This window comes from Micromonospora sp. NPDC050187, from assembly GCF_044459745.1.
Taxonomy (GTDB): domain Bacteria; phylum Actinomycetota; class Actinomycetes; order Mycobacteriales; family Micromonosporaceae; genus Micromonospora.
Map to the genome: position 1 here is coordinate 46,736 of NZ_JBITJH010000001.1, position 25,914 is coordinate 72,649.

At 73.4% G+C, this 25,914-nt stretch carries 24 protein-coding genes; 16 read left to right on the forward strand and 8 right to left on the reverse strand.

Annotation, left to right across the window (positions count from 1 at the left end):
* Positions 1–187 precede the first annotated feature (187 nt).
* The gene (gene rpmB / locus ACIBJE_RS00245) at positions 188–379 is read right to left on the reverse strand and encodes a 50S ribosomal protein L28 (RefSeq protein ID WP_011905179.1); all 192 of its coding nucleotides are present in this window, start codon (positions 377–379) and stop codon (positions 188–190) included.
* 259 nt (positions 380–638) lie between these two features.
* Here rpmB and ACIBJE_RS00250 point away from each other — a divergent pair, with 259 nt between their 5' ends.
* From ACIBJE_RS00250 to mutM, 10 genes are all read left to right on the forward strand, one after another.
* On the forward strand, positions 639–2,264 hold the full coding sequence (locus ACIBJE_RS00250) for a DAK2 domain-containing protein (protein WP_396741162.1): 1,626 nt from the start codon (positions 639–641) through the stop codon (positions 2,262–2,264).
* Positions 2,261–4,459: an ATP-dependent DNA helicase RecG gene (gene recG / locus ACIBJE_RS00255; protein ID WP_396741164.1), complete on the forward strand. Its 2,199-nt coding sequence runs from the start codon at positions 2,261–2,263 to the stop codon at positions 4,457–4,459. The genes ACIBJE_RS00250 and recG overlap by 4 nt, the downstream gene beginning before the upstream one ends.
* Positions 4,460–4,504: 45 nt before the next feature.
* A complete protein-coding gene (rsmD, locus tag ACIBJE_RS00260) occupies positions 4,505–5,068 on the forward strand; it encodes a 16S rRNA (guanine(966)-N(2))-methyltransferase RsmD (RefSeq protein WP_396741166.1) in 564 nt (187 codons plus the stop codon).
* On the forward strand, positions 5,065–5,553 hold the full coding sequence (gene coaD / locus ACIBJE_RS00265) for a pantetheine-phosphate adenylyltransferase (RefSeq protein ID WP_396741168.1): 489 nt from the start codon (positions 5,065–5,067) through the stop codon (positions 5,551–5,553). The genes rsmD and coaD overlap by 4 nt, the downstream gene beginning before the upstream one ends.
* A gap of 147 nt (positions 5,554–5,700) precedes the next feature.
* Complete coding sequence (locus ACIBJE_RS00270) at positions 5,701–6,198, forward strand: hypothetical protein (RefSeq protein WP_088980218.1); 498 nt, start codon at positions 5,701–5,703, stop codon at positions 6,196–6,198.
* A 112-nt stretch (positions 6,199–6,310) separates the two neighbouring features.
* Positions 6,311–6,874, forward strand: coding sequence for a YceD family protein (locus ACIBJE_RS00275; protein WP_396741170.1), 564 nt, complete (start codon positions 6,311–6,313; stop codon positions 6,872–6,874).
* 5 nt (positions 6,875–6,879) lie between these two features.
* Positions 6,880–7,053, forward strand: a complete 174-nt coding sequence (gene rpmF / locus ACIBJE_RS00280; RefSeq protein WP_088963525.1) for a 50S ribosomal protein L32 — start codon at positions 6,880–6,882, stop codon at positions 7,051–7,053.
* A 114-nt stretch (positions 7,054–7,167) separates the two neighbouring features.
* Positions 7,168–8,145, forward strand: a complete 978-nt coding sequence (locus ACIBJE_RS00285; RefSeq protein ID WP_396742195.1) for a phosphate acyltransferase PlsX — start codon at positions 7,168–7,170, stop codon at positions 8,143–8,145.
* Positions 8,142–9,035, forward strand: a complete 894-nt coding sequence (gene rnc, locus ACIBJE_RS00290; protein ID WP_396741172.1) for a ribonuclease III — start codon at positions 8,142–8,144, stop codon at positions 9,033–9,035. The genes ACIBJE_RS00285 and rnc overlap by 4 nt, the downstream gene beginning before the upstream one ends.
* A complete protein-coding gene (mutM, locus tag ACIBJE_RS00295; protein ID WP_396741174.1) occupies positions 9,028–9,885 on the forward strand; it encodes a bifunctional DNA-formamidopyrimidine glycosylase/DNA-(apurinic or apyrimidinic site) lyase in 858 nt (285 codons plus the stop codon). Before rnc ends, mutM begins: the two co-directional genes overlap by 8 nt.
* 58 nt (positions 9,886–9,943) lie before the next feature.
* Here mutM and ACIBJE_RS00300 read toward each other — a convergent pair whose 3' ends face one another.
* On the reverse strand, positions 9,944–10,987 hold the full coding sequence (locus tag ACIBJE_RS00300; RefSeq protein WP_396741176.1) for a CAP domain-containing protein: 1,044 nt from the start codon (positions 10,985–10,987) through the stop codon (positions 9,944–9,946).
* A 371-nt stretch (positions 10,988–11,358) separates the two neighbouring features.
* Between ACIBJE_RS00300 and ACIBJE_RS00305 the strand changes: the two genes are divergently transcribed.
* From ACIBJE_RS00305 to ACIBJE_RS00315, 3 genes are all read left to right on the forward strand, one after another.
* A complete protein-coding gene (locus ACIBJE_RS00305) occupies positions 11,359–11,553 on the forward strand; it encodes a hypothetical protein (protein ID WP_088980213.1) in 195 nt (64 codons plus the stop codon).
* A gap of 246 nt (positions 11,554–11,799) precedes the next feature.
* Positions 11,800–15,465: a chromosome segregation protein SMC gene (smc, locus tag ACIBJE_RS00310; RefSeq protein WP_396741179.1), complete on the forward strand. Its 3,666-nt coding sequence runs from the start codon at positions 11,800–11,802 to the stop codon at positions 15,463–15,465.
* Positions 15,465–16,085: an HAD family hydrolase gene (locus ACIBJE_RS00315; RefSeq protein ID WP_396741181.1), complete on the forward strand. Its 621-nt coding sequence runs from the start codon at positions 15,465–15,467 to the stop codon at positions 16,083–16,085. The genes smc and ACIBJE_RS00315 overlap by 1 nt, the downstream gene beginning before the upstream one ends.
* Positions 16,086–16,295: 210 nt before the next feature.
* On the opposite strand, the gene ACIBJE_RS00320 is transcribed toward ACIBJE_RS00315, so the two are convergent.
* From ACIBJE_RS00320 to ACIBJE_RS00340, 5 genes are all read right to left on the reverse strand, one after another.
* The gene (locus ACIBJE_RS00320) at positions 16,296–16,811 is read right to left on the reverse strand and encodes a DinB family protein (RefSeq protein ID WP_396741183.1); all 516 of its coding nucleotides are present in this window, start codon (positions 16,809–16,811) and stop codon (positions 16,296–16,298) included.
* 52 nt (positions 16,812–16,863) lie between these two features.
* Positions 16,864–17,358 (reverse strand): universal stress protein, encoded by a 495-nt coding sequence (locus ACIBJE_RS00325; RefSeq protein WP_396741185.1) that lies wholly within the window; start codon positions 17,356–17,358, stop codon positions 16,864–16,866.
* Between the two features lie 11 nt (positions 17,359–17,369).
* The gene (locus ACIBJE_RS00330; protein ID WP_396741187.1) at positions 17,370–18,989 is read right to left on the reverse strand and encodes an MDR family MFS transporter; all 1,620 of its coding nucleotides are present in this window, start codon (positions 18,987–18,989) and stop codon (positions 17,370–17,372) included.
* A gap of 106 nt (positions 18,990–19,095) precedes the next feature.
* Entirely contained in the window at positions 19,096–19,548 is a 453-nt protein-coding gene (locus tag ACIBJE_RS00335) for a MarR family winged helix-turn-helix transcriptional regulator (protein WP_396741189.1), read from the reverse strand.
* Between the two features lie 24 nt (positions 19,549–19,572).
* Entirely contained in the window at positions 19,573–21,282 is a 1,710-nt protein-coding gene (locus tag ACIBJE_RS00340) for an alkaline phosphatase D family protein (RefSeq protein WP_396741191.1), read from the reverse strand.
* 148 nt (positions 21,283–21,430) lie between these two features.
* Here ACIBJE_RS00340 and ftsY point away from each other — a divergent pair, with 148 nt between their 5' ends.
* Both ftsY and ACIBJE_RS00350 read left to right on the forward strand, forming a co-directional pair.
* Positions 21,431–22,615, forward strand: coding sequence for a signal recognition particle-docking protein FtsY (gene ftsY / locus ACIBJE_RS00345; RefSeq protein ID WP_396741193.1), 1,185 nt, complete (start codon positions 21,431–21,433; stop codon positions 22,613–22,615).
* 81 nt (positions 22,616–22,696) lie between these two features.
* Complete coding sequence (locus ACIBJE_RS00350) at positions 22,697–23,485, forward strand: aminoglycoside phosphotransferase family protein (protein WP_088980205.1); 789 nt, start codon at positions 22,697–22,699, stop codon at positions 23,483–23,485.
* Here the strand turns inward: ACIBJE_RS00350 and ACIBJE_RS00355 are convergent.
* On the reverse strand, positions 23,482–24,231 hold the full coding sequence (locus ACIBJE_RS00355) for a hypothetical protein (RefSeq protein ID WP_396741195.1): 750 nt from the start codon (positions 24,229–24,231) through the stop codon (positions 23,482–23,484). The genes ACIBJE_RS00350 and ACIBJE_RS00355 overlap by 4 nt on opposite strands.
* 305 nt (positions 24,232–24,536) lie before the next feature.
* Here ACIBJE_RS00355 and ACIBJE_RS00360 point away from each other — a divergent pair, with 305 nt between their 5' ends.
* The gene (locus ACIBJE_RS00360) at positions 24,537–25,910 is read left to right on the forward strand and encodes an ammonium transporter (RefSeq protein ID WP_396741197.1); all 1,374 of its coding nucleotides are present in this window, start codon (positions 24,537–24,539) and stop codon (positions 25,908–25,910) included.
* Positions 25,911–25,914: the final 4 nt, after the last annotated feature.

Here is a 25,914-nt window from a genome sequence, read left to right on the forward strand (position 1 = left end):
GGGCGCTGTCTCGCGTCGATCAAGAGGTTGGCGTCACCGGGAGGTCGGAAACTGACGCCAAGCTCTTGATCGATGCGCGCTGCGGGGAGAGCGCGGTGGGGGAGGAGCGTGGTGGGCGTACACGACAGTGCCGGCGGACCACGGGGGTCCGCCGGCAGTGACGACGGTGGGGCGCGGTGTTACCGCGTCAGGCGCGGGTGACCTTGCCGGCCTTGATGCACGAGGTGCAGACCTTGAGCTTCTTGGTGTTGCCGCCACCGGCCGGGGTACGCACCGACTGGATGTTCGGGTTCCAGCGGCGGTTGGTCCGCCGGTGCGAGTGGGACACGTTGTGGCCGAAGCCCGGCCCCTTGCCACAGACGTCGCACACGCTAGCCACGGGATACTCCTGGGATTTGTTCGTTCACGAGGGTCGCCGGCAGGTGCTGCCCGGGCAACCTGGTCAGGTTACCCGATGCCCCCGCAGACCAGCCAACCGGCTCCCGGCGGGACCCCCGGGCGGTCCCGTACGGCTCCCGCTCCGCCGGCCGGGACGACTCCCGACCGGACCGCCGGGAACGACTCCCGGCCCTTCGACGCGGCGGTCGACCGACGGTGATGTCCGGCGGCTGTCGGTGCCCGCCAGTAGGCTTTCCGCCGTGCTGGAGACCCTGGACGCCGCCGCGGTGCGCCGCTGGTGCGCCACCGGGCTCGCGGCGTTGCGACGCCACCAGGGCGAGATCGACGACCTGAACGTCTACCCGGTGCCCGACGGCGACACCGGCACCAACCTGGTGCTCACCCTCACCTCCGCCCAGCATGCCCTGGGGATGGACCTCGACACCTCACCGGAGGGCGGAGCCACCCCGCACGGTCACGCGTTGCGGCTGGTGGCGCGGGGGGCGTTGCTGGGTGCCCGGGGCAACTCCGGCGTGATCCTCTCGCAGATCCTGCGCGGCCTGGCCGACACCCTCGCCCCCGTCCCGGTGGTCCGGGGCCGGGCCCTGGCCGAGGCGCTGCGGGACGCGTCCGCCGCTGCCCGGGGCGCGGTCGCCCACCCCGTCGAGGGGACGTTGCTCACCGTGGTGGCCGCCGCGGCCCAAGGGGCGACGGAGGCCGACAGCGACGACCTCCCTGTGGTGGCCCGGGCGGCGGCCGGCGCGGCGAGTCGGGCGCTGGCGCGCACTCCGGAGCAGTTGCCGGCGCTGGCCCGCGCCGGCGTGGTCGACGCCGGTGGGCGCGGCCTCTGCCTGCTGCTGGACGCCCTGGTCGAGGTGGTCACCGGGGAGGCGCCCGACCGCCCGGCACCGGAGCGTCGTCCGGTCCGTCCGCCGTCCACCGCCGCCCGCGAGACCGGCTCCGACGCGTACGCCTACGAGGTGCAGTTCCTGCTCGACGCCGAGCCGGCGGCGGTGGCCCGGATGCGTGCCACCCTCGACGCGCTCGGCGACTCGCTGGTGGTGGTTGGCGACGACCCGCCGCCGGGGGAGCCCGGCACCTGGAACGTCCACGTCCACGTCAACGACGTCGGCGCGGCGGTCGAGGCCGGGGTGGAGGCCGGGCGGCCGTACCGGATCTCGGTGACCCGCTTCGCCGACCAGCCGGCGCCGGCCCCGCCGCCCGTCCCGGACGGTGCGGCCCGGGCGGCCGTGGTGGTCGCCCCCGGCGCGGGCATCGCCGCGGTCGTCTCCCGGGAGGGCGCGGCCGTGGTCCCCGCCAATCCGTCGATCGGGGAACTGCTCGACGCGGTCCGGGCCACCGGCGCGGCCCGGGTGGTGGTGCTGCCGAACGACCCCGCCACGGCGGCGGTGGCGGGGGAGGTGGTGCGCCAGGCCCACGGGTTCGGGGTGAAGGTGAGCGTGGTGCCGACCCGTTCCCCGGTGCAGGCGCTCGCCGCGCTCGCCGTCCGTGACCCGAAGCGCTCCTTCGAGGACGACGTCATCGCGATGGCCGAGGCCGCCGGGGCCTGCCGGTCCGCCGAGGTCTGCCACGCCCGCCGGGAGGCGCTCACCGTCGCCGGCCCGTGCCGTCCGGGTGACGTGCTCGCCCTGGTCGAGGGGGAGGTGCACCTGATCGGCGCCGACCTGCTCGACACCTGCACCGCGCTGCTGGACCGGATGCTCGGCGGCGGCGGGGAGCTGGTCACCCTGCTCACCGGGGCGGACGTCCCGGCCGGGCTGGTCGACGCGGTCCGGGCGCACGTCACCCGGCGTTGGCCGTTCGTCGAGGTCCAGGCGTACGCCGGGGGCCAACCGCACTATCCGCTCCTGGTGGGGGTCGAATGACCGAGTCGTCCACGGTGGACACGCCGCTGAAGAAGCTGGTCGGGGAGAAGACCGCGAAGGCCCTCGCCGGCCATCTCGACCTGCACACCGCCGGCGACCTGGTCTACCACTTCCCCCGCCGGTACGACGAGCGCGGCGAGCACACCGACATCCGCTCGCTGGACGTGGGCGAGCAGGTGACCGTCCTGGCCCAGGTGCAGCGCACGACGGTGCGCCCGATGCGGCAGCGCCGGGGCAACCTGCTGGAGGTGACCGTCGGGGACGGCTCCGGCGGCACGCTCACCCTCACCTTCTTCGGCAACCAGGCCTGGCGCGAGCGGGAGCTGCGGCCCGGCCGGTGGGGGCTGTTCGCCGGCAAGGTCACCGAGTTCCGGGGCAAGCGGCAGCTCAACGGCCCGGAGTACGTCCTGCTCGGCGAGGGGGGCGAGGGGGAGGCGGCGGCGAACGAGGAGGTCGAGGAGTTCGCCGGGGCGCTGATCCCGGTCTACCCGGCCGCGGCGGCGGTGCCCACCTGGGTGATCGCCAAGTGCGTCCGTACGGTGCTGGACACCTTCACCCCGCCGGACGACCCGCTGCCGGCCACCGTCCGCGCCACCCGCAACCTGGGCGGTCTGGACGTGGCGCTGCGGGAGATCCACCGGCCGTCCACCAAGGAGGCCCTCTACCGGGCCCGGCGGCGGCTGAAGTGGGACGAGGCGTTCGCCGTCCAGGTGACGCTGGTGCAGCGCAAGCACCGGGCCGCCGACCGGCCGGCCCGACCCCGGCCGCCGAAGCCGGACGGGCTGCTCGCCGCCTTCGACGCCGGCCTGCCGTACGAGCTGACCGGCGGCCAGCGGGACGTCGGCCGGGAGATCGCCGCCGACCTGGGCACCGCGCACCCGATGCACCGGCTGTTGCAGGGCGAGGTCGGCTCGGGCAAGACCCTCGTCGCGCTGCGGGCCATGCTCCAGGTGGTCGACGCGGGTGGCCAGGCGGCGTTGCTCGCCCCGACCGAGGTGCTCGCCGCCCAGCACCACCGGGGCATCCAGGAGTTGCTCGGCCCGCTGGCGCGCGCGGGTGAGCTGGGGGCCGCCGAGCACGCCACCCGGGTCGAGCTGGTCACCGGTTCGCTCGGCGCGGCGGCCCGCCGCCGGGCGCTCGCCGAGGTGGCCGAGGGGCGGGCCGGCATCGTGCTCGGCACCCACGCCCTGCTCTACGAGGGCGTCGACTTCGCCGACCTGGGGCTGGTGGTGGTCGACGAGCAGCACCGCTTCGGCGTCGAGCAGCGCGACGCCCTGCGGGCCAAGGCCGACCAGCCGCCGCACGTGCTGGTGATGACCGCCACTCCGATCCCCCGGACGGTCGCCATGACCGTCTACGGCGACCTGGAGGTCTCCACCCTGGCCCAGTTGCCGCGCGGTCGGTCGCCGATCGCCTCGCACGTGGTGCCGGCCGCCGAGAAGCCGGCCTACCTGGACCGGGCCTGGCGCCGACTGCGCGAGGAGGTCGCCGCCGGCCACCAGGCGTACGTGGTCTGCCCCCGGATCGGCGAGGGCGTGACCGCCGAGGAGGAGGCACCGAAGGACGACGACACCGGGCGGCGACCGCCGCTGGCGGTGACCGAGGTGGCCCCGCTGCTGGCCGAGGGACCGCTGCACGGGCTGCGGATCGGGGTGCTGCACGGGAAGCTGCCCGCCGACGAGAAGGACGCGGTGATGCGTTCCTTCGCCGACGGCGACCTGGACGTGCTGGTCGCCACGACGGTCGTCGAGGTCGGCGTGAACGTCCCCAACGCCACCGTGATGATCGTCCTGGACGCGGACCGGTTCGGCGTTTCCCAGCTGCACCAGTTGCGGGGCCGGGTCGGGCGGGGCTCGGCCGCCGGGCTCTGCCTGCTGGTCACCGAGGCGACCGAGGGCACCCCGGCCCGGGAACGGCTGGACGCCGTCGCCTCCACCACGGACGGCTTTAAGCTCGCCGAGCTGGACCTGGAACAGCGCCGGGAGGGCGACGTGCTCGGCGCGACCCAGTCCGGCCGCCGCTCGCACCTGCGGTTGCTCTCCCTGCTGCGGGACGCCGACCTGATCCGTGACGCCCGCGCCGAGGCGATCACCCTGGTCGAGGGGGACCCGGAGTTGGCCCGCCACCCCGCCCTGGCCGCCTCGGTCGCCGCGCTGGTGGACGAGGAACGGGCGGAGTACCTGGAGAAGGGCTGACCCCGGCATGTCGCGTAGCGTCTGGGCCATGGACAGGGAGCGACGGTGACCCGGATCGTGGCCGGGACGCTCGGCGGACGGCGGCTCGCTGCGCCGCCCGGCAGCGGCACCCGACCCACCTCCGACCGGGTGCGCGAGGCGCTGTTCAGCGCGGTCGAGGCGAGCCTCGACCTGACCGGGGCGCGGGTGGCCGACCTCTACGCCGGCTCCGGCGCGGTCGGGCTGGAGGCGGTCTCCCGGGGTGCGGGGCACGTGCTGCTGGTCGAGTCCGACGCGCGTGCCGCCCGGGTGGTGCGGGAGAACATCGCGCTGCTCCGGGCCGCTCCGACCGCCCGCCTGGTGACCGGGAAGGTGTCCACCGTGCTCGCCGCCGGCCCGGAGGGCGGCCCGTACGACCTGGTCTTCGCCGACCCGCCGTACGCGGTGCCGGACCGGGAGGTCACCGCGGTCCTGGCCGCGCTGGTCGGCGGCGGCTGGCTGGCCCCCGACGCCCTGGTGGTGGTCGAGCGGGCGAGCCGGTCCGGGCCGGTCGAGTGGGTGGAGGGGGTCACCGCCGAACGCAGCCGGCGTTACGGCGAGACCACTCTTTGGTACGGTCGCCGATCATGAGACGTGCGGTCTGTCCCGGCTCGTTCGACCCGGTCACCAACGGTCACCTCGACATCATCGGCCGGGCCAGCCGGCTCTTCGACGAGGTGATCGTCGGCGTGCTGGTCAACCAGTCGAAAAGTGGTCTGTTCACCGTCGACGAGCGGATCGCCATGCTGCGGGAGGTGACCGCCTCCTACGACAACGTCCGGGTGGCGTCCTTCCAGGGTCTGCTGGTCGACTTCTGTCGGGAACAGCAGGCGAGCGTCCTGGTCAAGGGGCTGCGAGCGGTCAGCGACTTCGACTACGAGCTCCAGATGGCCCAGATGAACATCGGCCTGGCCGGGGTGGAGACGCTCTTCATGCCGACCAACCCGCTCTACTCGTTCCTCTCCTCCAGCCTGGTCAAGGACGTCGCGAAGTGGGGCGGGGACGTCTCGCCGCACGTGCCCGACCTGGTCCGGGAACAGCTGCGGGCCCGGCTGACCGTCGAGCGGCGGGGCTGACCCGCCCGGCGGCGGGCGGCGCGGCGACGCGCCGGGCGGGCGGGATGGCCCGGCTCTCGCCCGTACCCCGCATCATGGTGCAGCAGGAACCCGGCCGCGGACCGCATCATGGAGGTCGGCCGACGACGACAGGAGTGAGGTACACCGGTGGACCCGCTCGACCGCATCGACGAACTGATCGCCATGGTGGAGACGGCCCGTTCCGTCCCGATGTCCCGGAACAACTGCATGGTCGACCGGGGAGAGATGATCGCCGCGCTCGACGAACTGCGCGCCGAGCTCCCCGCCGACCTGCGCCGGGCCGCGGTGCTCCTCGGCGAGCGGGACAAGATCATGGAGGCCGGTAAGCGGGAGGCCGACCGGATCATCAGTGAGGGTGAGGCCGAGCACGCCCGGCTGGTCTCGGTCAACGAGATCACCGTCTCCGCCGAGCACGAGGGCGCGCGGATCATCGCCGAGGCCCGCGCCGAGGCCCAGCGGCTGCGCGAGGAGGTCGACGACTACGTCGACACCGCGCTGGCCAACTTCGAGCAGTTCCTGACCCGGGCCCTCGCCTCGATCGAGCGTGGCCGGGACAAGATGCACGCGCTGCGTGAGATCGGCACCTTCGGGGGCGACGACTCGGAGCGCCCGCTAACCTTCTGAGCGGCACCTCAGCGGCCGGCCGGGGTGCGGCTGGCTGTCGCCCCCGGTTCGACGGTGGGGCGACGGTCCAGGTAACCTCTTGTGTCGGCCTGTCCACGGCCGGAGTCTGACTATGCCCAAGTACTCGCCATCGCACCTCGACCCCAGGTCGCCGCTGGTCCTCGACACGAGGGAGCTACCGCGCCGGCCTGGCGCTCTGCGTACGGTCAAGCGGGTGGTCCGGGCGCCGTCGGATCTCGGCGTGGAGTTGATCAGCGTGCCGGAGGGCGCGGACCTCGACCTCGATCTGAGGTTGGAGTCGGTGTCCGAGGGCGTGCTCGTCTCAGGGCGGGTCTCCGGTCCCGTCCGGGGCGAGTGCGGCCGGTGCCTCCGGGAGATCAACGAATCCATGGCCGTGACGATCCAGGAGCTGTACGCGTACGAGAACAGCACCACGGACGCCACGACCGAGGAGGACGAGGTGGGCCGGATGCAGGGCGATCTGATCGACCTGGAGCCGGCACTGCGGGACGCGGTGGTGCTCACGCTGCCGACCAACCCGCGCTGCCGGGAGGACTGCCCAGGACTGTGCCCCGAGTGCGGGGTGCATTGGGACGAGCTGCCGGCCGACCACAGTCACCAGCAGGTCGACCCGCGTTGGGCGGGCCTGTCGCAACTGACCCGTAAAGAGGAGTAAGAACCGTGGCCGTCCCGAAGCGCAAGATGTCGCGCAGCAACACCCGGTCCCGCCGGGCGAACTGGAAGGCGGCCGTGGTCGCGACCGTGGCCTGCCCGCAGTGCAAGTCGGCCAAGCTGCCGCACGCCGCCTGCTCCGTCTGCGGCACCTACAACGGCCGCCAGGTCCTCGAGGTCTGACCTGGACGCCGGGTGACGCCTCCGACCTCGGGTCGGGTGGCGCGCACGTCCAGGCGATCGCCCGGTGCGCCGGCTCCCTCCGACGCCGGTCGGGTCTTCCCGGCCGGCGTTCCGGTGGAGGAGCCGGGCACCGCGCGGATCGCCGTTGACCTCCTCGGCGGGGACCACGCACCCGCCGTCGTGGTTGACGGCGCTCTGCGGGCCCTGCGCGCCGACCCGAACCTGCATCTGCTGCTCGTCGGCCCCTCCGAGGTGGCCGGCGGGCTCGTCGACGCGCTCACCCCGGAGCAGCGCAGCCGGGTCACCGTGCGCCAGGTCCGGCACGCCGTCACCATGGCCGACCAGCCCACCCGCGCGCCCCGGGCCGTGACGACCGTCCGGGCGGCGGTCGCCGCGGTGGCCGAGGGCACGGCGGACGCGGTCGTCTCCGCCGGATCGACCGGCGCGACGGTCACCGCCGCCGCGCTCGGCCTCGGCCGCTGGCCGGACGTGCGCCGTCCGGCCCTGGTCGCCACCCTCCCGGCGGTCGCCGGTCCGGTGGTGCTGCTCGACGTGGGCGGCTCCCTGGAACCCCGGAGCACCACGCTCGCCCGGCACGCGGTGCTCGGTACGGTGTACGCCGCGGTCGCCCACACGGTCGCCGGCCCCCGGGTCGGCCTCCTCTCGGTCGGCACCGAGCCCGGCAAGGGGGACCGGCTCCGCCGGGCCGCCGACCCGCTCCTGGCCGCGCTGTCGCTGCCCTGCGACGGCCGGTACGTCGGCCTGGTCGAGGGCTACGACGTCGCGCTCGGCGGGCGTGCCGATGTGGTGGTGACCGACGGCTTCACCGGTAACGTGCTGCTCAAGGCGATCGAGGGCGCGTACGCGATGGCCGGTGGGCCGCCGGAGGGCGGTGGTGTGCCCCGGGCCGCAGCCCTGCTCGGCGTGGCCGGGACGGTGGTCGTGTGCCACGGCGCCGCGCGCGGGGAGGACATCGCCTCCGGCATCGCGCTCGCCGCCCACCTGTGGCGGCGCGACGCCACGTCCCGGGTCGCCTCCCTGCTCACCGCCGAAACTCCCGAACGCACCACGCACACCGAGGTGATCCCATGAGCAACGACAAGCGCCGCCGCGCCCCGGTGGGCCATCTGGAGGCGGCCTTCGGCGTGTCGCTGGATCCGGAGCTGCTGGAACGCGCGCTGACCCACCGCTCGTTCGCGTACGAGAACGGTGGCCTGCCCACCAACGAGCGGCTGGAGTTCCTCGGCGACTCGGTGCTCGGGGTGGTCATCACGACCGCGCTCTTCCGCAACCACCCGGACCTCCCGGAGGGGCAGCTGGCGAAGCTGCGGGCCAGCGTGGTCAACATGCGCGCGCTGGCCGAGGTGGCCCGGGGGCTGGGGCCGGAGGGCCTCGGTCAGTACCTCCTCCTCGGCAAGGGCGAGGAGGCGACCGGCGGCCGGGACAAGGCCAGCATCCTGGCGGACACCCTGGAGGCGCTGCTCGGCGCGATCTACCTCCAGTACGGCCTGGACATCGCAGCCCAGGTCATCCACCGGCTCTTCGACCCGCTGATGGCCGAGTCGGCCGGGCGGGGTGCGGCGCTGGACTGGAAGACCAGCCTCCAGGAGCTGACCGCGGCGCTCGGCCTGGGCGTGCCGGAGTACCGCATCGAGGGGACCGGCCCGGACCACCTGAAGACGTTCACCGCCTGGGTGGTGGTCGCCGGCAACCGGTACGGCGGTGCGGAGGGGCGCAGCAAGAAGGAGGCCGAGCAGCGGGCGGCCGAGTCGGCCTGGCGCACCCTCACCGACCAGGCCGAGGCCGACGCCGCCGCTTCGGAGGCCGCCGCCCGGGAGACGACCGCCCCGGAGGCCCGCACCGGGACCGCCGCGACCGGTGTGCCCGCCGCCGTCGCCGAGGTGGTCGTGGTCGACCTGCCCGACGACCGGGTCCCCGCCGACGCCACCCCCGACGGGCGCCCGGAGTCCGGCCGTGCCTGAACTGCCCGAGGTCGAGACGGTCCGGCAGGGGCTGGCCCGCTGGGTCACCGGGCGACGGGTCGACGCGGTGCAGGTGCGGCATCCTCGGGCGGTACGCCGGCACCTGCCCGGCGCGGTGCACTTCGCGGACGTGCTCACCGGCCGCACCGTCCGGGACGCCCGGCGACGCGGCAAGTACCTCTGGCTTCCGCTCGACAGTGGGGACGCGCTGGTCGGGCACCTCGGCATGTCCGGTCAGCTCCTCGTCCAACCCGCCGAGGCTCCGGACGAGCTGCACCTGCGGGTCCGGTTCACCTTCGCCGACGACGGGCCCGAGCTGCGTTTCGTCGACCAGCGCACGTTCGGCGGTCTCGCCGTCTCCGCCGGTGGGGCGGAGCTGCCCGCCGAGATCGCCCACATCGCCCGGGACCCGATGGACCCGGAGTTCTCCGACGCCGGGTTCATCAGCGCGTTGCGGCGGCGGCGTACCGAGGTGAAGCGGGCCCTGCTCGACCAGACCCTGATCTCCGGGGTCGGCAACATCTACGCCGACGAGGCGCTCTGGCGGTCCGGGCTGCACGGTGCCCGTCCCACCGACGCGTTGACCGGCCCGGCCGTGACGCGGCTGCTCGGCCACGTCCGGGACGTGCTCGGCGAGGCGATCACGGTCGGCGGCACGAGCTTCGACGCGCTGTACGTCAACGTGAACGGCGAGAGCGGCTACTTCGACCGGTCCCTGAACGTCTACGGCCGCGAGGGCGAGCCCTGCCGGCGGTGCGGTGCGCCGATCCGGCGGGAGCCGTTCATGAACCGGTCGTCGTACAGCTGCCCCCGCTGCCAGCCCCGTCCCCGTACGGCGGCGCGCGGCTGACCGGACCGCCGCGCGACGCCGTACGGGAGTGCCGCGCGACGCCCCCGGAGGCGGCAGGTCAGCCCGGGGTGCCGAAGACCTGCGTCCAGTACGGGCCGTTGCTGCGCGCCACGCCGACGCCGATCTCGGTGAACGCGCAGTTCAGGATGTTGGCGCGGTGCCCGGAGCTGTTCATCCAGGCGGACATGACCGCGGCCGGGGTCTGTTGGTTCCAGGCGACGTTCTCGCCGTAGCCGCGCCAGTCGTAGCCGACCCGGTCGAGGCGGTCGCCGACGTTGCTGCCGTCGCTGCCGGTGTGCGACATCTTCCGGTTGGCGGCCTGGTCGTCGCTGTGCCGCTGCGCGGCGGTGGTGAGCTTGGCGTCGACGCTCACCGCGCCGCAGCCGGCCTTGGCCCGCTCGGCGTTGACCAGCGCGACGACCTGGGCCTGCTCGGTGCCCCCGGTGGCCGGTGCCGCAGCGGTCGTGGCCCGGGCGGTCGGGGCCTTGCTCCGCTCGACGGTGCGCCGCGACGGGGCGGTGGTGCGGCTCGGGGCCGGCGTCGGCTTGACGCTCCGACTCGGCGAGGGGGTCGGGCTGACCGTCCGGGGGGACGGGGTGGCGCTGGCCGACGCCGAGGGGACCAGGTCGGCGCCGGGCAGGGGCGGGGCCACCGGTACGTCCTCGGCGGTCACGGTGGCGGGCGGTGCCTCGTCGGGCATGAGTACCGCGCCGATCCCGACGGCCACCACGAGCGTGGCCGCCGCGGCGGCTCCCACGACCAGGAAGGGGCGGGGGACCCGGCGACGTGACCGGTGACGGCCGTCACCGGCCGGCGCGCCGACCGCCCGACGCTGGACCGTGGCGTCCAGACCGGGTCCGGTCCGGTCCGGGTCGGTCGGCGGGACGTGGGGCCTCTCGCCGGTCCACGCGTAGCCGTCCGGTCGCTCACCGTGCCGGTGGCCGCCGTGTGGTCCGTCGTGCCAGCCGGCGGTCGGTTCCTCCGGTTCGTCTCCGAACAGGTACGACGACCGGGGCATCGGACGACCGTTGTCCCAGTGCGGTGACTCCTCCGTCGGCGGTTCGGCGCGGTCCGGGTCCATCGGGTCGGTCCAGCCGTACACTCCTGTGCCTCCACGGGTCGGGTTCACGAGCCGGGGTGACGCTACGGGGCGGGCTTGAGCAGCGGCAATGCCGCTAAGGAAGAGTTAAGGCGAAACGTGTTCGCGAGGTAACCGATTCGGAACGCTACGGAGTTACAGTGATGCGGTCCGGACATTGTCCGTCCGTGCCTGGCAGCGATCCGAGTAACGCTCGGGTTGACGTGGCGATGATCCACGGCCTGCGGGAACTTGACGAACGAGGGGTTGGCGGCCCAATATGTAGGTGTCGCCAGTCGCGCCCGGCCATGCCCGAATTTTCCTCGGCATGGTAGCCGCGAACCAGTGGGCGCGCGTTGGCCGGCCTTTCCGGCAGCGCATATCGAGGAGTCAAAATGGCGAAGGCCCTGTACGGCCACGTTGGTGCGGCGTCCGACCGGCGCCTGCTCGACGAGGTCACCCGGCTGCGTGCCAGGGTTCAGGCACTGGAGTTCGAGATCACGCGTCTGCGGGCCGAGAACGATCGGCTCGTGGCGGCGGCGTCGGAGGCGGACGACCTGCTCCGGCTGGCCGAGCCCGCGCTGACCTGATCTCCGGTCACCGGAAAACTGAATCGCAGCAGAAAGAAACCGCGCGCCGACACGTATGTGCCGGCGCGCAGCTCTGTTCACCGTCCGTCCTCCGTCCCGCCGCGAGGTGGGTCGCATGCCGGGGCCCGCCCGGCAGCGGGTTACTCTGCGGGTTGACCAGGTCCGCGCGGCCCACAACGGCACGGCAACCGAGCCCGGCGCGGCAGCCCGCGACGGCACGGCGGCCACCGGACGAGGATCGAGAAGGTGCATCTCAAGAGCCTGACGGTGAAGGGCTTCAAGTCCTTCGCCTCCACCACGACGCTCAAGCTGGAACCGGGCATCACCTGCGTGGTGGGGCCGAACGGCTCCGGTAAGTCCAACGTCGTCGACGCCATCGCCTGGGTGCTGGGCGAACAGGGCGCCAAGGCGCTGCGCGGCGGCAAGATGGAGGACGTCATCTTCGCCGGCACCGCCGGCCGGGCCCCGCTCGGCCGGGCCGAGGTGACCCTCACCATCGACAACACCGACGGTGCGCTGCCGATCGAGTACACCGAGGTCTCCATCACCCGCCGGATGTTCCGCTCCGGCGAGAGCGAGTACGAGATCAACGGCGACTCCTGCCGCCTGCTCGACATCCAGGAACTGCTCTCCGACTCCGGCATCGGCCGGGAGATGCACATCATCGTCGGCCAGGGCCGGCTCGACGGCATGCTGCACGCCAAGCCGGAGGACCGGCGGGCCTTCATCGAGGAGGCGGCCGGCGTCCTGAAGCACCGCAAGCGCAAGGAGAAGGCGCTGCGGAAGCTCGACGCGATGCAGACCAACCTCAACCGGCTCACCGACCTCACCGCCGAACTGCGTCGCCAGCTCAAACCGCTGGGCCGGCAGGCCGAGGTGGCCCGCCGGGCCGCCGCCATCCAGGCCAACCTGCGCGACGCCCGGCTGCGGCTGCTCGCCGACGACCTGGCCACCCTGCGCGCCACGCTCGACCGGGAGATCGCCGACGAGGCCGCCCTGCGCGAGCGCCGCGAGCAGGTCGAGGAGGAACACACCCAGGTGCAGCAGCGCCTCGGTGAGCTGGAGAGCGCCCTGGCCGAGGACGCGCCGCTGCTCGCCGCCGCCCAGGACACCTGGTACAAGCTCTCCGCGCTCTCCGAGCGGTTCCGCTCGATCGAGCAGCTCGCCCGGGAACGGCTGCGCCACCTCAGCGCCACCCCCGACGACGAGCGTCCCGGCCGCGACCCGGACCAGTTGGAGGCGGAGGCGGAGCGGGTCCGCGAGCAGGAGGAGGACCTGCGCGCGGCGCTCACCGAGGACCAGGTCCGCCTGGCCGAGGCGGTGGAGCACCGCCAGGAGCTGGAACGGCAGCTCGCCGCCGCCGAACGGGAACTGGTCGCCGCGGCGAAGGCCATCGCGGACCGGCGGGAGGGGCTGGCCCGGCTCACCGGCCAGGTCAACTCCGCCCGGGCCCGGACCACCAGCGCCGGGGAGGAGATCGAGCGGCTCGCCGCCGCCCACACCGACGCGATGACACGCGCCGAGCAGGCGCAGGGCGAGCTGGACGCGGTGGCCGAGCAGTCCACCGAGGCGGACCGGGACAACGCTGAGCTGGACGCCCGGCACGCCGAGGCGGTCGCCGCCCACGAGAAGGCGCAGGTCGGTGTCCGGGCGCTGACCGACGCCGAACGAGCGGCGGAGAAGGACGCGGCCACCTGGAAGGCCCGGGAGGAGGCGCTCGCCCTCGGCCTGCGCCGCAAGGACGGCGCGGGCGCGCTGCTCGCCCGGGCCGGCGACGTGCCCGGCCTCCTCGGCAGCCTGGCCGGGCTGCTCACCGTCGCCCCCGGTCACGAGGCGGCCCTCGCCGCCGCGCTCGGCGGGCTGGCCGACGCGGTCGCGGTCACCGGGGTCGACGAGGCGGTCGAGGCGATGCGGCTGCTCAAGATCTCCGACGCGGGCCGGGCCGGACTGCTGGTCGGCAGCCCCGCCGGCCCCGGCATGGACGCCTCCGCCGACGCGCTGCGTCCGAAGCTGCCCGACGGTGCGCGCTGGGCCCCCGATCTGGTCGAGTGCGCGGCCCAGCTCCGCCCGGCGGTGCACCGGGCGCTGCGGGACGTGGTGCTCGTCGACGACCTCACCGCCGCCGCCGAGGCGGTCGCCACCAACCCGGAGCTGCGGGCGGTCACCCCGGACGGCGACGTGGTCGGGGCGTACGCGGCGGCCGGCGGGTCGGCGAAGGCGCCCAGCTTCATCGAGGTGACCGCGGCCGTCGAGGAGGCCCGCGCGAACCGGCTCGCCGCCGAGCGGACCAGTGCCGACTTGCGCGACCAGCTGGTGGACGCGCGGGCCGAGGTGGCCGCCGCGAAGGAGGCGGTGCAGCACGCCGCCGCCGCCAAGCGGGAGGCGGAGAGCCACCGTAACGCCGCCGCCCGGCGACTGGCCGAACTCGGGGCCGCCGCCCGTAGCGCCAGGGGGGAGACCGACCGGCTCGGTGAGTCCCTGGCCCGGGCGCAGGCGGCCCGCGAACGGGACCTGGCGACCCTCGCCGAACTGGAGGAGCGGCTGCGGTTGGCCGAGGTTACCCCGATCGACGCCGAACCGTCGACGGACGAACGCGACCAGCTCGCCGCGATGGTGCCCCAGGCCCGGCAGAACGAGATGGAGGTCCGGCTCGCGGTGCGTACCGCCGAGGAGCGGGTCTCGTCGATCGCCGGCCGGGCCGACTCCCTGCGCCGGCAGGCCGGTGCCGAACGGGCCGCGCGGGAACGCGCGGCGGCCCGCCGGGCGGCGCGTACCCGGGGGGCGGCCATCGCCCGCGCGGTGGCCGGCGGTGCGCGGGAGGCGCTGACCCGGCTGACCACCTCGATCGCGGCGGCCGAGGAGCACCGCGACGCCGTGGCGCGCGAACGCGCCGCGCGGGAGGCCGAGCTCTCCGAGGTACGCGGCGCGGCCAAGCGCCTCGGCGCGGAGCTGGAGCGGCTGACCAGCCAGGTGCACCGGGACGAGGTGGCCCGCGCCGAACAGCGGCTGCGCATCGAGCAGTTGGAGGCGAAGGCCGCCGAGGACTTCGGGCTGGACGTGGCCGCCCTGATCGGCGAGTACGGCCCGGACCAGCCGGTGCCGCCTACCCAGGCGGACGTCGCCGCCGCCGAGCGGGACGGCACGCCGGTGCCCGAACCGGTCCGCTACGAGCGCCCGGTGCAGGAGAAACGGGCCGCCAAGGCGGAACGCGAACTGGCCCTGCTCGGCAAGGTCAACCCGCTCGCCCTGGAGGAGTTCGCCGCGCTGGAGGAGCGGTACAAGTTCCTCTCCGAGCAGTTGGAGGACCTCAAGGCCACCCGCCGCGACCTGCTCACCGTGGTCAAGGACGTCGACGACCGGATCCTGGAGGTCTTCGCCAGCGCGTTCGAGGACACCGCCCGGGAGTTCCAGCAGGTCTTCACGGTGCTCTTTCCCGGCGGCGAGGGGCGGCTGGTGCTCACCGAGCCGGACGACCTGCTCACCACCGGCGTGGAGGTCGAGGCCCGGCCGCCCGGCAAGAAGATCAAGCGGCTCTCGCTGCTCTCCGGTGGGGAACGCTCGCTGACCGCGGTGGCGATGCTGGTGGCGATCTTCCGGGCCCGGCCCAGCCCCTTCTACATCATGGACGAGGTCGAGGCGGCCCTCGACGACGTCAACCTGGGCCGGCTGATCACCCTGATGGCACAGTTGCGGGAGAAGAGCCAGCTGATCGTCATCACGCACCAGAAGCGGACGATGGAGGTCGCCGACGCCCTGTACGGGGTGACCATGCGCAACGGCGTGACCCAGGTGATCAGCCAACGGCTCAACCGGAACGACAGCGAGGACGAGCGGCCCGGCCGCAGCACGGATCGGCCGCTCGGCGGCAGTCCGGAGAATCAGCGGCTCGGCCGCAGCGAGGAGAATCAGTAGTGGCTCGGGAACGCGCGACGGCGCTCCTGGTGGACTTCGACGGCGTCCTGCGGCGCTGGGATCCGGCCGTGGCGGCCGGGGTGGAACAACGGTACGGGCTGACCCCCGGTGTGCTCGGCGACATCGCCATGCAGTGGGGGCGGCTCCAGCCGGTGCTGGTGGGGCAGGTCAGCCACGCCGACTGGATGACCAGCGTGGCCGACGCGCTGGCCGGCCGGGCGGTGGACGCCGAGCAGGCCCGGGCGGCGGTGGCGGAGTGGCAGGCGTACCGGGGTGAGGTGGACCCGGACGTGCTCGCCTTCGTCCGTGAGGTGCGGGCCGCCGGGATCCCGGTCGGTTTGGCCACCAACGCCACCGACCTGCTCGACGCCGACCTCGCGGCGCTCGGCCTGACCGACGAGCTGGACGCGGTGGTCAACTCCTCGGCGCTCGGGGTGCACAAGCCGGCGAAGGAGTACTTCCGGGCCGCCTGCCAGGCGCTGCGCACCCCGCCGGACCGGGTGCTCTTCGTCGACGACGACGACCGCATGATCAGCGGTGCCCGGGTGGCCGGGCTGTCGGCGTACCGGTGGAGCGGGCTGGAGGGGCTGCGGTACGTCCGGGCGGCGCTGGCGTACTGACGCAGTCCGAGTGGGGCACCGGGCCCGAGTCGTTTCCCGGCGGCTCGGGGCGTGTCGCCGCTGGGAAGGATGGCTGCCGCACAACGTCACCACCGTGATGACCCGGTCGAGCGCCCCCGGATCAGCCGGAAGACGACGCTCCTGGCATGCGGGTCCGGCCGGTGCCACTGCGGGCACCGGCCGCCGTGCCGCCCGGCGGACCCTGGTAGGTCAGTCGCCGGTGACCCCGTCGAGGCGCTCCCGGATCAGGTCGGCGTGGCCGTTGTGCCGGGCGTACTCCTCGATCATGTGCACGTACACCCAGCGCAGGTTCCGCTCCCGACCGCGCCGGTCGGTGAAGGTCTCGTCGAGGGAACGTCCCACGGCGGCGGCCCGGGCCAGCTCGACCTGCCGGTGGAAGACGGCCAGGTCGGCCTCGGCGTCGGCGTCGGACACGTCGAAGTCGGCGTCCGGGTTCGCCTCGGTGAAGTACGGGTAGTCGACCGTCTCGCCGGCGGCGTTCTCCCGGAACCACCAGGCCTCCACCTCGGCCATGTGCCGCACCAGGCCGATCAGGGTCAACCCGGACGGCTCCACGCTGGGCGTGCGGAGCTGCTCGGCGGTCAGGCCGGCGCACTTGAGCGGCAAGGTCTGCCGGTGGTAGTCGAGCCAGCCCTCCAGCATGGTGCGCTCGTCACCGACGAGGGGCTCGGGGGTACGGGTGATCTGCGGTGCTCTCCAGGTCATCCGGTCATCCTGGTCGGCCGGGGTGACAACGGGCGACCGGATTTGCCGGCGGTCAGGGCACCACCACGACCGGCCAGCGGCCGGCGCGGACCAGGCGGGTGGCGACGGAGCCGACCAGGCGGTGCCCGGCCTGCTCGGAGGCACCGACCACGACCAGGTCGGCGAGGGTCTCGTCGGCGGCGGCGGAGAGTTCGGTGTACGCGTCGCCGCGCCGGGACAGGAAGGTGACCGGCAGACCCAGGCTCTCCGCCTCGCGGCGGCACTCCGCGCGCAGGTCGGCGGCGAGGTCGTCGTGGGTGCGCTGCACCACCCCGGCCACCACGCCGTCGGCCAGCGCGGTGTAGAGGGCGGGGGAGTGGACGAAGACCACGACGAGGGCGGCACCCTGCCGCCGGGCGAGACCCGCGGCGTACGACGCGGCCCGCAGCGACGTCCGGGTGCCGTCCACGCCGACGAGCACCACCCGGGGCCCGTCCGTGCCGCGTTCGAAGGGCAGGGGCCGGGACCGGGGCCCGTACTCCTCCCGGTCCGGCGCTCCGACGCCCATGTCCCGGCCTCTCAGTTCCGCGCACCGGGGACGCGGACCACCACCGCGCCGGCCCCGGCGGCCACCGTCGACTCCCGCTCGACCTCGTCGGCCAGCGGCTCGTTGTGCCGCCGCAGCGGCACCTCCCGGATGAAGCAGACCGCGATCAGCGCGATCAGGGCGAACGGGGCGGCGACCAGGAAGATGTCCCCGGCGCCGTGGCCGTAGGCGCTCTCCACCACGGTGCGCACCGGGCCGGGCAGGGTGTGCACGTCCGGCAGGATCCCGCCGCCGACCGCGCCGCCGGTCGGGATGCCGAGCCGGGCCAGGCCGTCGGCGAGGTAGTCCTGCACCCGGTGGCCGAGCACCGCGCCGAGCGCGGAGACGCCGACCGCGCCGCCGAGGCTGCGGAAGAAGGCCACCACCGAGCTGGCCACGCCCAGCTCGTGCGTGCCCACGGTGTTCTGCACGGCCAGCACCAGGTTCTGCATGGTCATGCCCACGCCGATGCCGATGATTGCCATGTAGACGCTGAGCAGCCAGAAGTTCGTGTCGTAGCGAACCGTGCCCATCAGGGCGAAGCCGAGGGTGAGCAGGGCCGAGCCGGCGACCAGGTACCGCTTCCACCGGCCGGTCTTGGTGATGATCCGGCCGGTCAGGGTGGAGGAGACCAGCAGGCCGAGGATCATCGGCATGGTCATCAGGCCGGACATGGTCGGGCTCTGGCCCCGGCTGATCTGGAAGTACTGGCCGAGGAAGACCGACGCGCCGAACATGCCGACGCCGACCGCGACGCTGGCCACCGTCGCCAGGGTGATGGTGCGGTTGCGGAACAGCTTCGGCGGGATGACCGGCTCGGCCGCCCGGGTCTCGACCCGGATCGCCAGCGCGCCGAGCAGCAGCGCCCCGCCCACCATCGCGGCGGTCTGCCAGGAGGCCCAGGCGTACCGGTCACCGGCGAGGGAGACCCAGACCAGCAGCAACGAGACGGCGGCGGTGATCAGGGTCGCGCCCCACCAGTCGATCTTCGCCTTGCGCCGGACCACGGGCAGCTTCAGCGTCTTCTGGAGCACCACGAGGGCGGCGATCGCGAACGGCACCCCGACGTAGAAGCACCAGCGCCAGCCGAGCCAGGAGGTGTCCACGATCACGCCGCCGATGAGCGGACCGCCGATGGTGCCGACCGCCATCACCGCGCCGAGGTAGCCGCTGTACCGGCCCCGTTCCCGGGGCGAGATCATCGTTGCCATGATCACCTGCGCCAGCGCGGTGAGGCCGCCGGCCCCGATGCCCTGGACCACCCGGCAGGCGATCAGCTGCCCGGTGGACTGGGAGAGCCCGGCCAGCACCGAGCCGAGGACGTAGATCACCAGCGAGAGCTGGACCAGCGCCTTCTTGCTCATCAGGTCGGCGAGCTTGCCCCAGAGCGGGGTGGTCGCGGTGGTGGCGAGCAACGTCGAGGTGACCACCCAGGTGTACGCGGACTGCCCGCCCCGCAGCTCGGTGATGATCCGGGGCAGCGCGTTCGAGACGACGGTGGACGAGAGGATCGCGACGAACAGGCCCAGCAGCAGGCCGGAGAGGGCCTCCAGGACCTGCCGGTGGGTCATCTCGACCGGGCTCGTCCGTGGTGGCGCGGCGGCCTGGGACATGCTGACTACCTCCGGGATCGAGAAGTTGTTCGGGGCAACCGTAGCTTTGGTTGCCTCAAGCAACAACTTTCGGAGGCGGAGCCGTGTTCCCGGTGTGAGCCGGGCCTCAGCCCCGCTCGGGAGTCCAGCTCTCGTTGAACCGCCGCAGCAGCCGGGCGAACTCCGCCAGGTCCTCAGCCGGCCAGTCGTCCAGGGCGTGCTCCAGCTCGTCGATCCGGGTCCCGCGTGCCGCGTCGAAGCGACGCTGCCCCTCCTCGGTCAGGCTGAGCTGGGCGGCCCGCCGGTCCAGCGGATCCGGCTCCCGACGGACCAGCCCGAGCGCCTCCAGCCCCCGGATCTGCCGGCTGAGCGTCCCCTTGCCGACGCCGAGCCGGGTGGAGAGGTCGGTCAGCCGGGTCGACCCGCTGCGCCGCAGCCAGAGCAGGAGGCTGTAGCTGTTCGGCTCAAGGTGCGGGTGCACCTCCTTGACCAGCCCCCAGGAGACCGTCCGCCCCCGGCGCAGCAGGGTGGTCAACTCGTGCTCCACCGTCCGTAGCGGCTCCGGCAGCTGATCGTCCACGCCCACGAGGGTACGGCGCGCCGCTCAGCGCTCCCGCGTCAGCCGTCGGTACGCCACCGGGTGCAGCTTGCCGTCGCTGGTGGTGCCCTCGATGGTGACCTCGGCCTCCCGCTCCCGGTGCAGCAGGGTGCCGACCGCGTTGCCGAAGTACGGGCCGCTGAGCTTGCGCCAGCGCACCGACGAGCGGCGTACCCCGGCCGAGCGGGCCAGCGCGCGGACCACCGCCGAGGGCCCCGCCGACCAGCCCAGCCGCATCAACGGGCGCATCCCGGCCGGCACCTGGTTGTGGATCGGCGAGCAGGTGAGCTGGTGCACCGGGGTCACCATGCCGTCGCCGAAGCGCGCCCGCGCCACGTACGAGTGGTGCACGTCCCCGCCGAGCACGCTGATCGAGGCCGGTGGGGCGTACGCCGGCCCGGCCCCGACCCGGTCCCTGGGCGTGCCGGGGGAGCCGGTGCCGATCCGGGCGAAGAGCGCCCCGAGCGCGTCGAAGGAACGCTGGAAGGCGGCCCAGTGTTCCAGGTCCAGCGCCCGGCGCAGCTTCTCGGAGGCGTTGGCGACCCAGGGTCGGCGGGAGGAGGCCAGCTTCTCGTTCCACGCCTCCACGTGGTGGATGCCCGGCGGCAGCAGCCACGGCAGTGACGAGCCGACCACCAGGTGGTCGTAGACGCCGTGCGCCCGGTCGACGAACCAGGCCCACTCGCCCGGCGGGAGCATCGCCCGCTGCGCCGGATCGAGCACCCGGCTGCACCGGTTGTCCAGCATCACCAGCCGGGTCCGGCCCACGTCCAGCGCGTAGCTCCACTGGTACTGCACGGCACGCCAGCGCTCGGTGTCGTGCGCCAGGTCGGACTCGGCGTCGACCCGGTGGCCGAACTCGCGCAGCACCTCGGTGGCGTCCCCGGCGGTGACGACCTTCGCGTAGACCGGGTCGGTGGCGATCTCGTCCGGGGACAGGTTGCCCAGGTGCTGATAGACCCAGTACGAGGCGAGACCGCTGCCGATCCGCTCGGCCCACCAGGGCTGCTCGCGCATCTCGGCCCGCCATGCGGCCGAGGTGTTCCAGTCGTCGATGATCTCGTGGTCGTCGAAGATCATCACGCTGGGCACGGTGGAGAGCAGCCAGCGGATCTCCGGGTCCCGCCACGACTCCAGGTAGAGCTTGGTGTACTCGTCGAAGCTGACCACCTGGTCGGTCGGCGCGCCCGCCGGCCGTCGCCGCCGTCGGCGCAGCAGCCGGCGCACCGTGGGCGAGGTCTCGTCGGCGTAGACCTGGTCGCCGAGGAGCACCAGCAGGTCGGGCCGGTCCGGGCCGTCCGCGTCGGCCATCAGCCGCCGGGCGTACGCGTCCAGCGCGTCCGGCGGGAGTTTCCGCGCGGTGGAGTGCTGGGTGGTCTCCCGGCACGAGCCGAAGACCAGGCGGACCGGCTGGTCGCGGTCGTCGGCGGCGCGGGTGCGGATCACGCTCGGCGGGAACGGGCTGCGCGGCTCCGGCCAGGCCACCTCGTCGTCGACCAGCACCTCGTACGTCGACGTGCGGTCCGGGGTGAGCCCCTCCACCACGACCAGCGCGTAGTGGTGGTCGTACGCGGTGAAGGTGGGCGCACGGCCCTCGGCCCCGTCGGCGGTGCGGACCCGGACCACGGCGGGCGCGCTGGTCTCCACCCAGACGGTGGCCCGCGTGCCGACGACCCGTCGCAGCAACGGGCCGATGAGCAGGCGGGGACTGGGCATGGGAAACCTCCGGGGCGAGATCAGCTCACCATTTCTACCCTGTCGCCGGCTCGGACACCCACGCCTCACGCCGGGAGGTCCCGCAGCTCGACCGGGGATCGGGCGCGGTGGCTGAGCCGACGGTGGCGGCATCTGACAGGATTTCCGCATGGCGGATTACCTCGTAGTCGCACTGGTCCTGCTCGGTGTGCTGCTCCTGTCGGTCGCCGGCCTGGTCGTGCCGAAGCTGCGGCGGCGGCCGGAGCCCCGGCTGCCGGAGGCGCAGGCACCCACCCGGGTCGAGGATCGGCCCGTCGCCCCACCGGTCGAGGCGCCCACCGGGGTCGTGGTCGAGCCGCCCCTGGTGGAGGTCCCGCCGGTGGTGGAGGTGCCGCCGCTGGAGGTGCCCGAGCCGACCGCCGGGCGACTGGTCCGGCTGCGCTCCCGCCTGTCCCGCTCGCAGAACGTCTTCGGCAAGGGCCTGCTCGGCCTGCTCAGCCGGGACCACCTGGACGAGGACGCCTGGGAGGAGATCGAGGACAGCCTGATCACCGCCGACGTCGGGATCGACCCCACCCGGGAGATCGTCGACCGGCTCCGGGAGCGGACCCGGGTGCTCGGCACCCGCTCCGCCACCGAACTGCGCGCCCTGCTCGCCGCCGAGCTGGTCAACGCGCTCGACCCGACGCTGGACCGCTCGCTGCGCACCGCGCCGAAGGAGGGCACCCCGGCGGTGGTGCTGGTGGTCGGGGTCAACGGCGCGGGCAAGACCACCACCTGCGGCAAGATCGCCCGGGTGCTGGTCGCGGACGGTCGCAGCGTGCTGCTCGGCGCGGCCGACACGTTCCGGGCCGCCGCCGCCGACCAGTTGGAGACCTGGGGCGGCCGGGTCGGCGCGGAGACCGTGCGCGGGCCGGAGGCGGCCGACCCGGCCAGCGTCGCCTTCGACGCGGTGAAGCGGGGCATCGCCACCGGGGTGGACACCGTCCTGATCGACACCGCCGGCCGGCTCCAGAACAAGATCGGCCTGATGGACGAGCTGGGCAAGGTCAAGCGGGTGGTGGAGAAGCACGGCCCGATCGACGAGACGCTGCTCATCCTGGACGCCACCACCGGCCAGAACGGGCTGGAGCAGGCCCGGGTCTTCACCGAGGTGGTCAACGTCACCGGCGTGGTGCTCACCAAGCTGGACGGCACCGCCAAGGGCGGTATCGTCATCGCCGTCCAGCGCAAACTCGGCATTCCGGTCAAGCTGGTGGGGTTGGGTGAGGGCAAGGACGACCTGGCCCCCTTCGAGCCGACGCAGTTCGTCGACGCGCTGCTCGGCACCGAGCCGCTCGCCCGGGACGCGTAACCTCGGGTGACCACCGACGAACACCCTCCCACCGGGAGGAGTGAGCGCCACCAGCCGGCACCGGGCCTCGGGAGACCGTACGTGACCGCACAGGAGATCCCGCTGCACGGCGGGAACGTCAGCACCGTCGTCCGGGTGGGCGACACCGTCCGGCGCAACGCCGGACCGTGGACCCCGGCGGTGCACGCCCTCCTGCGCCACCTGGAGTACGTCGGCTTCACCGGCGCGCCCCGGGCATACGGCATGGACGAGCGCAACCGCGAGGTCCTGTCGTACCTGGAGGGGGAGTGCGGGGAGTACCCGCTCGCCCCGCACTGGGTCACCGACGAGGCGCTGGTGACGGTGGCGACCATGCTGCGGATGTTCCACGACGCCCAGTACGGCTTCGTCCCGCCGCCCGGGGCGGTCTGGCGCTCCTTCGGGCCGCCCCCGCCGGACACCGAGGTCATCTGTCACCACGACGCCGCCCCGCACAACGTGATCTGGCGGCCGGACGGCACCCTCGGGCTGATCGACTTCGACCTCGCCTCGCCCGGCGCGCGGATCTACGACGTGGCGTACGCGGCCTGGACCTGGGTGCCGATCTTCTCCGACCGGGACTCCTACACCCTCGGCTGGAAACGTCCGGACCGACCGCGCCGGCTACGTCTCTTCGCCGACGCGTACGGGCTGATCCCCCGGGACCGGCACCGGCTGATCCGTACCATCCGCAAGCGGATCGTCGACCACGTCGAGGGCATCCGCCGGATGGCCGCCGCCGGGGACCCGGCGTTCGTCCGGATCGTGCACAAGGGTCACCTCCGTCGCCCGATGCGCGACCTGCGGCTGCTCGACTACGAACGGCACGCCCTGGAGTGGGCGCTGCGCTAGTGTCCTGCGGCCGTGGTTCCCTCCCCGGTCGGGTACCCAGGCCGCTCGCCCACCTCACCCTGGGCGACGACGCCACCCGCCGGACCGCGGGACGCGGGACCCTGGCGCACGGCACGCCTGCCGCGGAGCCGGTCGCGCCATTCGAGCAGCATCGTCAGGTGGTGCTGTCCGATGTTCTCGTCCTGGGGGTAGAAGGTGACCCGCTCGGCGGCGAGCTCCTTCTCCACGTAGCAGAGGGCACCCTCGACGTCGCCGTGCCGCTCCAGCGCGTAGGCCAGGCCCACCCAGGCTCCCCGCACTTCCTGCTCCGCGGGGCGCTCCAGGGCCTTCAGGTCGGCGAGGATGTCGGTGAACACCTGAACCGCCTCGGCGGTCGCCCCGCTGTCCCTCAGGTAGTAGCCGACGAAGTGCCGGGTGCTGAGCGTGTCGCGATGGTACGGGCCGAGCACCCGGGCCCGGTCGTCGGCGAGACGCCGTGTCTCGGCGATCACCGTGGGCCAGTCGGGGGTCCTCGACGCGATGGAGATCATTTCCCAGCGGGCGGCCAGGGTGTCCGGGTGGTCCGCGCCGAGGGCCGCCGTCCGGTCGTCGACCTCGGTCCGGGCGAGGCGGACCGCGCCGGCGTGGTCGCCCTCCTCCAGCAGCCAGAACCGCAGCTTCTGCCGGGCGTCCACGGTGCCGAGGTGCCAGGGGCCGAGGGTGCGGGTCAGCAACTCGATGCCCCGTTCGGCCTCGTCCCCGGCCATCGACCTCGGCCGTGTCCAGGACCTGAACGCCCGTAGCACCCGTCGACGTCGCACCCAGGACCTCATTCCCATCTATGTAGTTTAGGGCGCGGCCTGTGGCGGGCCCTCCACCGTCAGGCGCATCGGTCCACCACACCCGCCTGGACGCGGGTTTCTTCACACGTCCGAAACAACCCGTGACCGACCGGAAACCGGGTCGGGACCGAAGGTGAAACAGCCGGGGCGGATTCTTTCGCGCATCCGGCGTACGGGCGACGCTGCCCCGGAAGCCGTGAAGGAGGGAACCTCACCTTTAGGAGGCCAGCGTGCCTGAAGCACCGACGATCGATACCGGCAACACCGCATGGTTGCTGGTGTCGACCGCGCTCGTGCTGCTCATGACGCCGGGTCTGGCGCTGTTCTACGGCGGTCTGAACCGGTCCAAGGGCGTGCTCAACATGATCATGATGAGCTTCTCGGCCATGGGGCTCGTCAGTGTCCTCTGGCTTTTCTACGGCTTCAGCATGGCCTTCGGTACCGACCAGGGCGGCGTCATCGGTGACGTCGGTCAGTACCTCGGCACCAAGACGTTCATGGCCGAGACCGACCTCTGGGGCGAGACCGGCATCCCGCTCTACGTCTTCATGGCCTTCCAGATGATGTTCGCCATCATCACGGTCGCCCTGATCAGCGGGGCCATCTCCGACCGCGCCAAGTTCTCCGGCTGGCTGCTCTTCGCCTTCGGCTGGGCCACCCTGGTCTACTTCCCGGTCGCGCACTGGGTCTGGGGCGGCGGCTTCATCGGGGCCAAGCTCGGCGCGCTGGACTTCGCCGGTGGCACGGCGGTGCACATCAACGCCGGCGCCGCCGCGCTCGCCCTGGTGCTGGTGCTCGGCCGGCGGCTCGGCTGGCCCAAGGAGGCCATGAAGCCGCACAACGTCCCGATGGTGGCGCTCGGCACCGGTCTGCTCTGGTTCGGCTGGTTCGGCTTCAACGCCGGTTCCGAGCTGACCGCCGACGCGACCACCGCGATCGCCTTCCTCAACACCCAGGTCTGCACCGCCGCCGCCGTCCTCGGCTGGCTGGTGGTGGAGAAGATCCGCGACGGCCGGCCGACCCTGGTCGGCGCGTCCTCCGGCGCCATCGCCGGCCTGGTCGCCATCACCCCGGCCTGTGCCTTCGTCGCCCCGTGGGCGGCGGTCCTGCTCGGCGTCGTCGCCGGTGCGGTCTGCGCCCTCGCCGTCGGCCTCAAGTACAAGCTCGGCTACGACGACTCCCTCGACGTGGTCGGCGTGCACTTCGTCGGTGGCTGGATCGGCTGCCTCTGGATCGGCCTCTTCGGCACCAGCTCGGTCAGCTCGCTCGTCGCCGACGAGGGCCTCTTCTACGGCGGCGGGGTCACCCAGCTCGGCGTGCAGGCCCTCAGCGCCCTGATCGTCACGGTCTACTCCTTCGTGGTGGCCTTCGCCCTCGGCTTCGTCATCCAGAAGACCATCGGCTTCCGGGTCTCCGCCGAGGCCGAGGTCAACGGCATCGACATCACCGAGCACGCGGAGAGCGGCTACGACCTCTCGCCCTCGGGCGGCAGCGCCGGTGGCGCTTTCGCGATGGCCGGCATCGGCACCCCGGCGGCGACGACGCCGTCGAAGGCAGCCGAGCCCGCACCCACCACCGGAGTCGGCGAGAAGGTCGCGGGCTAACGTT

Coding starts and splice junctions, on each gene's coding strand:
- recG (WP_396741164.1), top strand. CDS start 2,261: ATGACCGAGTCGTCCACGGTGGACACGCCGCTGAAGAAGCTGGTCGGG.
- coaD (WP_396741168.1), top strand. CDS start 5,065: ATGAGACGTGCGGTCTGTCCCGGCTCGTTCGACCCGGTCACCAACGGT.
- ACIBJE_RS00275 (WP_396741170.1), top strand. CDS start 6,311: ATGCCCAAGTACTCGCCATCGCACCTCGACCCCAGGTCGCCGCTGGTC.
- rnc (WP_396741172.1), top strand. CDS start 8,142: ATGAGCAACGACAAGCGCCGCCGCGCCCCGGTGGGCCATCTGGAGGCG.
- ACIBJE_RS00305 (WP_088980213.1), top strand. CDS start 11,359: ATGGCGAAGGCCCTGTACGGCCACGTTGGTGCGGCGTCCGACCGGCGC.
- ACIBJE_RS00320 (WP_396741183.1), bottom strand. CDS start 16,811: ATGACCTGGAGAGCACCGCAGATCACCCGTACCCCCGAGCCCCTCGTC.
- ACIBJE_RS00325 (WP_396741185.1), bottom strand. CDS start 17,358: ATGGGCGTCGGAGCGCCGGACCGGGAGGAGTACGGGCCCCGGTCCCGG.
- ACIBJE_RS00330 (WP_396741187.1), bottom strand. CDS start 18,989: ATGTCCCAGGCCGCCGCGCCACCACGGACGAGCCCGGTCGAGATGACC.
- ACIBJE_RS00340 (WP_396741191.1), bottom strand. CDS start 21,282: ATGCCCAGTCCCCGCCTGCTCATCGGCCCGTTGCTGCGACGGGTCGTC.
- ftsY (WP_396741193.1), top strand. CDS start 21,431: ATGGCGGATTACCTCGTAGTCGCACTGGTCCTGCTCGGTGTGCTGCTC.
- ACIBJE_RS00355 (WP_396741195.1), bottom strand. CDS start 24,231: ATGGCCGGGGACGAGGCCGAACGGGGCATCGAGTTGCTGACCCGCACC.